The following is an 8,573-nucleotide window of genomic DNA, read 5'->3' as shown; positions in this document are numbered from 1 at the left end:
GGTGATCCGCTCGCCCGAAAGGTCGATGGTGGCGTCGCCGCGACCATCGAGCAGTGCGCGCGCTTCGTCCAGCAGTCTGGCGGGCACGACCGCACTCGTCCGGTCCCCCGTCCGGCGACGCGCAGAAACCTCATATGAGGCCAGCCGGTAACGGTCCGTGGCGACCAACCGGACCGTACTGTCCTGAATCTCGATCAGGACCCCGCTGAGCTCGGGAACACCAGGATCGTCGCTGACCGCGAAGCGCACGGAGTCCATCGCCCGAGCAAGCTCCAAAGCGTCGACATCGACGCTGGCGACCGTCGTCGGCCAGGTCGACGGCACGGTCGGACCGGAGCTCACCATGCCGCGCAGCCGTTGCGCCTCGCGCCGGGCATCCGCGAGGGCATCTTCGAGTCGGCTCAGATGCTCATCGAGAACGCGGCCGGCGACGGCCGGATCGCCGCGTTGCTCCAGCACGGTGGTGATCTCCGCCAGCGGCATGCCGATACGGCGCATCCCGGCCACCAGTGTCGCGACGCCGAGCTGATCGGCCGAGTAGCGTCGGTATCCGGTCACGGGGTCGACGGCGGCAGGCATCAGCAGGCCCACGCGGTCGTAGAAGCGTAGGGCGCTAACGCTCAGCCCGCTGGCCCTGGCCATGTCACCGATGCCACGCAGCTCGTCCTCCATATGCGGCACCTTGGCACCTCGACCAGGTCGAGGGTCAACCGGGCGCCTCAGACCGCGACGACGACCTTCCCGGCGGCGTGGCCCTCTTCCTGATACGTGATGGCCGCCGGGATCTCCTCGAACGAGTAACGGCGATCGATGACCGGAGTAATCTTGCCGTCCTCAATGAACTCGGTCAGCGTCATCAGGTTCCGTTTCTTCTCTGCGCATTGGACTACGTCCGTCATGACCATTCGCTGGGACACGAACGGCGACACTGCGAGCGTCGAGACCGCATGGCCGGCAGGTTGTAGCCATCGGCCGGGCGGTCCGCCGATGATGACGTAGGTCCCTTTGGGCGTCATGACCCGCCGGCATGCCGATCCCGAGCGGCTTCCCGCGATGTCCAGCAGAAGATCGTAGCGTTGTCCACTACGCGTAAAATCCGCCGTGGTGTAGTCGATGACCTCATCCGCGCCGATTGATCGGACCAGATCCACGTTCCGGGCGCTACAGACACCGGTGACCTTCGTGTCGAACGCCTTGGCGATCTGGACGGCGAACGTGCCCACGCCTCCCGAAGCCCCGTTGACGAGGACCTGCTGCCCCGGCTGGATGCGTCCCTGGTCGCGCAGACCCAGCAGGGCGGTGTTGGCCGCCATCGGTACCGCCGCTGCCTCCTCGAAAGACAGGTTCTTAGGTTTCGGTGCCAGTTCGGCTTCCCGGACGCACACGTACTCGGCGAAGCCGCCGCCCTTCAGCTGTGCGTACACCTCATCGCCGGAGCGGAACTCCGTCACGTCCGTGCCGACCGCCTCGACGTGCCCCGCTATGTCGGCGCCCAGGATGTCGATCTTTGGGCTGCGCAACCCGAGAGTGCCCGGCATCAGGCGCGCGATGTACGGCTCGCCTCTGAGGTGGTGCCAGTCATATGGCTGGACGGAGGTGGCCCGCACACGGACCAACACCTCGTCATCCCTGGGCACTGGTCTGTCGATGTCCGTGAGCTCCAAGACATCGGGCGAGCCGTACGAGCGCAAGACGAACGCCTTCATCATTCTTCCTCCCTGGAAGAGCATACCCGGTTTCGTACATTGTAAGTCGTACGCTGTAAGGTACTCGTACAATGTAAGGCAGTCAAGGGGAGGGCAGAACCGTCGGCGTTCGCCAACGACCGAAATCGTGGAGGTCAGGCGGTCTCGCGCATCCTGTCCAGACCGTCGAGGACCAGATCGAGCCCGAACTCGAACTCGGCCTGCTCGTCACACCACCCCAACGTGGAGTCGGGGTCGTCGTGGGCGACCTCCATCATCATGCCGACGAGGTGGGGAAGCTGGTCGGCCATACTCTCGAACATGGCCGAGGCCTTCTCGGCACCGGCTCCGTCGCCCGGCTTGAACAATTCCTGGCTGAAACCCAGGGCCCGGCTCCCCAAGGCATGCATCGCCTGATGGGCCAAGTCGTACGAGAAGCCGCCATCTCGCATGAGCCCGATCAGGGCATCGTGGTACCGCAGTACCGCTGGACTCATGGCAGTACGCGTCTCGAAGACGCCAGGAGCCCATGGGTGGCGAAGAAGAACCTCGCGGGCGGACAGGATCCTCTCGCGCACGGCCTTCTTCCAGCCGGCTCCTTCGGAGGGCACATCGATCCGGCCGGCAACGTCGTTGATCTCCCCGGCGATGACGTCCACGATGCCGTCCAGGACCTCTTCCTTGTTGGCCACGTGGTAGTAGAGCGACATCGCCTCGGCTCCAAGGTGTTCTGCCAGACGACGCATGGTGAGCGACTTGATGCCACCTTCGTCGGCAACCTTGACCGCAGCCCGCAGCACCCGCTCTCGGCTCAACGGAACTCGGGGGTCGGTGCCTGGTACAGATTCGGTGGCCACGTACAACAACCTTCCTTTCGCACTCGATCTTACAAGGTAAGTCTCGGCCAAGACTCCAGGCGCAGCCCGTGCAGCAACACGGTCGTACACATCACGGGACGAGGACAGCGGCTCCACGCACGGCGCCCGTGGCCAGGTCGATCAAAGCCTGGTCGGCACGGTCCAGCGGATAGCGCGTCGTCGCGACGCGCAGCCGGTGCTCGCCCGCGAAACGCAGGAACTCGCGTGCGTCGTCCCTGGTGTTGGCCGTGACGCTGCGTATCTGCCGCTCTTGGAAGAGATGCTCCTGATAGTTCAGGACCGGAATGTCGGTGAGGTGGATCCCGGCGACGGCAAGCGTCCCACCACGATCGAGGGCCGCCAGCGCGAGGGGTACCAGTTCGCCTGCCGGCGCGAACAGAATCGCCGAGTCCAGCGGCTCCGGCGGTGGTTCCGTGGGGTCCGCGGCCGACGCGGCGCCGAGTTCCAGCGCGAGCTCCCGCGCCCGCGGGTTGCGAGTCATCACGTGGACCTCGGCACCCTGCGCGAGCGCCACCTGCGCCGCGAGGTGCGCGCTGCCACCGAATCCGTAGACCCCGAGCCGGCCGCCGGACGGGAGTTCCGCCCGCAGCAGTGCCCGGTAACCGATGATGCCCGCACAGAGCAGTGGAGCCAGCTCGACGTCGGAGTAACCGTCCGGAAGAGGCAGTGCGTAGTCGGCCGGCACTGTAGCGAACTCCGCGTAGCCGCCGTCCGCGTCCCACCCGGTGTAGACGGACTCCGGGCAGAGGTTCTCCGCGCCACGTCGGCAAAGACGGCAACGGCCACAGGTTCCACGCAGCCACGCGATCCCGACCCGATCCCCCACGCCCACGCCCACGCCCACGGTTGAGCTTCCGCCCGGCGTCGTCTCCGGCTCCCCCACGGCGACGACCTCGCCGACTACCTCGTGCCCAGGGACGACGCCAGGACGATGTACCGGCAGGTCGCCTTCCGCAACATGCAGGTCCGTCCGGCATACGCCGCACGCCAGCACCCGGACCAGCAGTTCGCCGGCCCGCGGCCGCGGTCGCGCTTCCGTCACCAGGCGCAGCGGCCGATCTGACACCGGCTGCGGTTCGCTCACCCGCCAGGCGCGGTGCCCGGCGTCGACGACTCCCATCCGACACCACCTCCTTGCTTCCATCTTCGCTGCTCGTTGGCTCGGAACGGATACCGGAAACGGCCCCGTTCCTTCCGTCATCACCACGTGCTTGACTCGGTCGCTGACCAGCTTGGCCGACGTATCGTTACAGGCGCCCCGCCCTGTTATCACACTGCACATCTGTCTGATGGTTCAGACCCCGATGGCGCAACCGTTCGACGGCGAGAGGATGATGGTCGTGACCGAAGGCGACATAGATCACAAAGCGATCGCGAAAACGCGGTTACTGGGAGCGCTCCCGGGAGAAGATCCAGAAGGTAAGATCTTCACCTCCGCGTACAGCGGTATGTCGCACTCGGTGGTGGTGTATGGGCGGGAGACATGGAAATGTTAGGGCGATGATGCGAGTCCCCACGATGACGCTTGATGAGAAGATTGCACAGTTGTTCGTGCTCCGTGTACACGGCGCCAGCGCTGACACCTCTGATCAGGAAGCGGTCCAACTCAACCAGGCGGCCTACGGCGTCGACAATGCGGAGCGGCTGGTCTCGGAGTACCAGCCCGGGGGCGTCATCTACTTCCGCAACGCGGGTAACATCCGCAACCCCGCGCAGATAGCGGAGCTGTCAAACGGCATCCAGAACGCGGCGTTGAACCGATCGACATCGGATCCGATCCCACTCCTGATAGGGGCCGATCAGGAAGGCGGCAAGGTGGCGAGGCTCTCACCCCCGGCCACCTGGCTCCCCAGCGCTCGAGCGCTCGCCACCCTGGGCACTGAAGCTGCGGAGGAAGGCGCGACGCTGTTCGCTCGCGAGATGCACGCGATGGGGATCGTCCAGGACTATGCCCCTGTGGCTGACGTCAACATCAACCCAGAGAACCCGGTGATCGGCGACCGTGCGTTCAGCAGCAAACCCGATACGGTGTGCGAGTTCGTCAGAGCCCAGATACGAGGCTTCCAGCACGGCGGGGTGGCCGCCGCGGTCAAGCACTTCCCCGGGCACGGAGACACCACAGCCGACACCCACACCAGCCAGGCCGTCATCACGCACAGCCGGAGCCAATGGCGAGAGTTCGACCTCCCGCCGTTCCAGGCCGCGATCAAAGCGGACGTGGACGTCGTCATGACCGGGCATCTCATCTTCCCGGCGCTCGACCCGTCCGAATCCATCGCCACCACGTCGTACCCGATCATCACCGACATTCTCAGGCGTGAGCTCGAGTTCGATGGTGTGGTCATCACCGATGGCTTGGAGATGGCCGCGGCGCGCGTAACCTACAGCGACGAGGAGACCCCGCTCCGCGCGCTCCAGGCGGGTGCCGATCAGCTACTTCTGCCACCCGCGGGTTCGTTCCCGGCCGCGCTCAAGACTATCCGCCGAGCGGTGGAGGACGGCGACCTCAGCGAGGACCGGATCGACCAGTCCATCGAGCGCATCCTGCGGCTGAAACAGCGATACGGGCTATTCGACAACCCCATCTCCGATGTGGGCCAGGTCGGCCAGACCGTCGGCTCGAGGCACCACCTGGAGACAGCCCGCCGTCTCGCCAACTCGGTCGCCTAGGAGCGTTTTGCCTCAGGCCGACCGTCCAGCTGGTTCGGATTGCGCGCGGCGACTCAAGATCGGCACAATCACGCTCTGATAGAGAGCAGGCGGCATCTCACTCGACCGTGACGGTCACTTCCATCTGCTCGCGGTGGCCCGGGACGGCGCAGTAGAAGGCGTATTCGCCGGGCTCCAGAGTCACCGTGCCGGTATCGGTCTCGCCACCCGCCGCAGATACCACCATCTCGTCACCGAGTTCCTCGATCGTGACGTCGTGCAACATCTCGCCGACGTTCGAGAACTCGATCTCGATGGTGCCCGCCGGCAGCGTGTCCGGGATGCCCTCGAAGTAGAGGTCGCCCGCTTCGACGTTGATCGTCTCCACGATCTCGTCGTCGGGCTCGTCCGCGTCGTCGTCGGGTTCATCCGCGTCGTCGTCGGGCTCGTCCGCGTCGTCGTCGGGCTCGTCCGCATCGTCCGCGTCGGGTTCGCCGTTCTCCGCCTGATCAGAGTTGGCCTGCTCGTCCGCCGAGTCAGAGTCGTCGTCTCCACCGCAGCCCGCCAGGCCGATTGCCCCAAGGGCTGCACACACAATCAACACACGGCGTCGCATGCCGGTCACAATACCCACTTGAAGGCTCAACTCCCACCTATTCGGCAAGATCGGCCTGTCGGCACGGTGCCGGACGGCCCTCAAGTGCCGGACGGTGGACCGGACTCGCTGGGCAACGTCGACCGCAGGGCTGCCACCGCTTGCAGCACCCGTTCGTGCTGGGCCGTGTAAGGGGCATACTCCGGCGGAACCTGGCCAGGATTGTAGAGCGGACGCACCTCCGCCGCCACGTCGTGCAGAGCCGCGCGGTCGAAACCCTCGTGGGCGATGCGGCCGGCCTCGTTGGCCGCAAAGCGGAGGTCTTCCACCCGGCCGCGCCAGCCAGGGTTGGATATGCGGTCCTCATCGCCGGCCATCGCTCGCGCCAGGTCACGCAAGGCGTTCTCCAGCTCGTCGAGCTGAGCGCGACGCGTTTCGACATCCAGCGGTAGCTCTGGTGGCGCTTCCCCGCTGTCACCGCTGAACATGTCCTTGACTCGGTCGAACAATCCCATCAGGCCAACCTCCTGCTCCGTACCCTAGCTGTCTGGGATCTCCTACCCTTACCCCTGCCTCACCCGCGATTCCCTTGCCCTCGCACGTTACGCCGTGCAGGCTGACGTCAAGATGGCCGCTACACCCGGGAGGCAGGAATGGCGCAAGAGGTTCGCGGGGTCGTCGCCCGCGCCAAGGGAGAGCCCGTGTCCATGGAGACGGTCGTCGTCCCCGATCCGGGCCCTGGTGAGGCCGTCGTGCGGGTCGAGGCGTGCGGTGTGTGCCACACGGACCTGCACTACCGCGACGGAGGCATCAACGACGACTTCCCCTTCCTGCTGGGCCACGAGGCCGCCGGCGTCGTCGAGTCGGTCGGCGAAGGCGTCACCGACCTCGAGCCAGGCGACTACACCATCCTCAACTGGCGTGCGGTCTGCGGCTCCTGCCGGGCCTGCCTGCGCGGGAGGCCGTGGTACTGCTTCTCCACGTTCAACGCCGCCCAGCCCATGACCTTGGCCGACGGGACGACGCTCTCCCCTGCCCTGGGCATCGGCGCGTTCATTGAGAAGACGTTGGTGCACTCCGGACAGTGCACCAAGGTCGACCGCCGTGCCGCGCCCGCCACCGCGGGACTGCTCGGGTGCGGCGTCATGGCCGGCATCGGCGCGGCCATCAACACCGGCGGAGTCACGCGGGGCGACTCGGTGGCTGTCTTCGGATGCGGAGGCGTGGGCGACGCGGCGATCGCCGGCTCCCACCTGGCCGGGGCGCGCACGATCATCGCGGTGGACATCGACGACCGCAAGCTCGAATGGGCCAAGATCTTCGGCGCCACCCACACCGTCAACTCCGCGGGCACCGACGCGATCCAGGCGATCCGCGAGCTGACGGACGGTTTCGGCGTCGACGTCGCCATCGAGGCAGTCGGCCGGCCCGAGACGTACGAGCAGGCGTTCTACGCTCGCGACCTCGCAGGCACGGTCGTCCTGGTCGGTGTGCCCAACCCGGCCATGAAGATCGAGTTACCGATGATCGAGGTGTTCGGTCGCGGCGGGGCGCTGAAGTCCTCCTGGTACGGTGACTGCCTGCCGACGCGGGACTTCCCGATGTTGATCGACCTCTACCTGCAAGGGCGTCTCGACCTTGACGCCTTCGTCACCGAAACCATCGCACTGGGCGACATCGAGGCCGCATTCGACAAGATGCATCGCGGAGAAGTGTTGCGTTCAGTCGTCGTCTTCTGACGGCTCAACATGAATATCGAGGACGCTGCTCATCCGACTGGACATTTCACGTAAAGGGGCCGCCTGAAGCTGGCCGAACGGTTGATCCGTATCCTGGACGAACGGGCCACAACCACATGACTCCGGGAGCGGTTCATGACTGTACGTGTCGATCACACGACCACGTCCGGAACATTCAGTCTTGACGGGCAGACATTCGATGTTGACAACAACGTCTGGGTGCTCGGCGACGACAACGAATGCGTAGTCATTGACGCCCCACACGATGCCACCGCCATTCTCGACCTCGTGGGCGATCGCAGGGTCACAGCGATCCTGCTCACCCACGGTCACGATGACCACGTCAGCGCGGTCGGATCCCTCTGGGACGCCACCGGCGCCGCGATCCATCTGCACCCGGCCGATCGGATGCTCTGGGATCGTGTCTACTCCGACGTGGGACCCGATGAAGACCTGGCAGACGGCCAGGTGATCGCCGCAGGCGGCACCGACGTGTCCGTCATCCACACGCCTGGACACTCACCGGGATCGGTCTGCTTCCACGTCCCGTCCCTCGGCACGCTGTTCACCGGGGACACGCTCTTTCAGGGTGGCCCCGGTGCGACCGGACGCTCGTTCAGCGACTTCGCCACCATCATCGATTCCATCCGCGACCGGCTGTTCACGCTGCCACCGGAGACGGTGGTCCGCACGGGCCACGGCGACCCTACGACAGTCGGGGCGGAAGCGCCCCACCTGCAGGAATGGATCGACCGGGGCTTCTGATCACGACGGCGAGGGCGGACGAGCGCCCGCGATGCCCTCCCGATGAGCCACGGCGGCGGCCTCTCCGCGGCCGGAGACGTTCAGCTTGGCGAGAATGTTCGACACATGCACGCTGGCGGTCTTGGTGCTGATGAACAGTGCCTCCCCGATCTCACGGTTGCTGCGCCCCTCGGCGATCAGCTTGAGCACCTCCCGCTCACGTGCGGTCAGCCCGAACGTCCGGCTCCGCGCGCCTCTCTCGTCCGCGCTGCCGATCCCGGCC

General features: G+C 66.0%; 10 protein-coding genes. 3 read left to right on the top strand and 7 right to left on the bottom strand.

The features are described 5' to 3' along the window. From ELR45_RS33660 to ELR45_RS33645, 4 genes are all read right to left on the bottom strand, one after another. Nucleotides 1–672 (bottom strand): DNA polymerase III subunit beta family protein (locus ELR45_RS33660; protein ID WP_129670181.1); only part of this gene is annotated, 672 nt, incomplete at its 3' end. Between the two features lie 47 nt (nt 673–719). After that, nucleotides 720–1,706, bottom strand: coding sequence for an NAD(P)-dependent alcohol dehydrogenase (locus tag ELR45_RS33655; protein WP_129670180.1), 987 nt, complete (start codon nt 1,704–1,706; stop codon nt 720–722). 134 nt (nt 1,707–1,840) lie between these two features. After that, nucleotides 1,841–2,542, bottom strand: coding sequence for a TetR/AcrR family transcriptional regulator C-terminal domain-containing protein (locus ELR45_RS33650; protein WP_205857796.1), 702 nt, complete (start codon nt 2,540–2,542; stop codon nt 1,841–1,843). A 91-nt stretch (nt 2,543–2,633) separates the two neighbouring features. Beyond that, complete coding sequence (locus ELR45_RS33645) at nt 2,634–3,683, bottom strand: zinc-binding alcohol dehydrogenase family protein (protein ID WP_129670179.1); 1,050 nt, start codon at nt 3,681–3,683, stop codon at nt 2,634–2,636. Between the two features lie 398 nt (nt 3,684–4,081). Here ELR45_RS33645 and ELR45_RS33640 point away from each other — a divergent pair, with 398 nt between their 5' ends. Continuing rightward, nucleotides 4,082–5,233, top strand: a complete 1,152-nt coding sequence (locus ELR45_RS33640; RefSeq protein WP_165368340.1) for a glycoside hydrolase family 3 protein — start codon at nt 4,082–4,084, stop codon at nt 5,231–5,233. 97 nt (nt 5,234–5,330) lie between these two features. On the opposite strand, the gene ELR45_RS33635 is transcribed toward ELR45_RS33640, so the two are convergent. Further along, complete coding sequence (locus ELR45_RS33635; protein ID WP_129670177.1) at nt 5,331–5,828, bottom strand: cupredoxin domain-containing protein; 498 nt, start codon at nt 5,826–5,828, stop codon at nt 5,331–5,333. An 80-nt stretch (nt 5,829–5,908) separates the two neighbouring features. Further along, nucleotides 5,909–6,322, bottom strand: coding sequence for a hypothetical protein (locus ELR45_RS33630; protein ID WP_129670176.1), 414 nt, complete (start codon nt 6,320–6,322; stop codon nt 5,909–5,911). A gap of 138 nt (nt 6,323–6,460) precedes the next feature. Here ELR45_RS33630 and ELR45_RS33625 point away from each other — a divergent pair, with 138 nt between their 5' ends. Both ELR45_RS33625 and ELR45_RS33620 read left to right on the top strand, forming a co-directional pair. Beyond that, entirely contained in the window at nt 6,461–7,546 is a 1,086-nt protein-coding gene (locus tag ELR45_RS33625; protein WP_129670175.1) for an S-(hydroxymethyl)mycothiol dehydrogenase, read from the top strand. A 135-nt stretch (nt 7,547–7,681) separates the two neighbouring features. Beyond that, entirely contained in the window at nt 7,682–8,311 is a 630-nt protein-coding gene (locus ELR45_RS33620) for an MBL fold metallo-hydrolase (protein WP_129670174.1), read from the top strand. On the opposite strand, the gene ELR45_RS33615 is transcribed toward ELR45_RS33620, so the two are convergent. Further along, nucleotides 8,312–8,573 (bottom strand): response regulator transcription factor (locus ELR45_RS33615; RefSeq protein WP_165368339.1); only part of this gene is annotated, 262 nt, incomplete at its 5' end.

The sequence above is a fragment of the Phytoactinopolyspora endophytica genome, assembly GCF_004138495.1.
Classification (GTDB): Bacteria; Actinomycetota; Actinomycetes; order Jiangellales; family Jiangellaceae; genus Phytoactinopolyspora; species Phytoactinopolyspora endophytica.
Note: the sequence above shows the minus strand (reverse complement) of the source record. Positions and strands in the feature narration are given on the sequence as shown.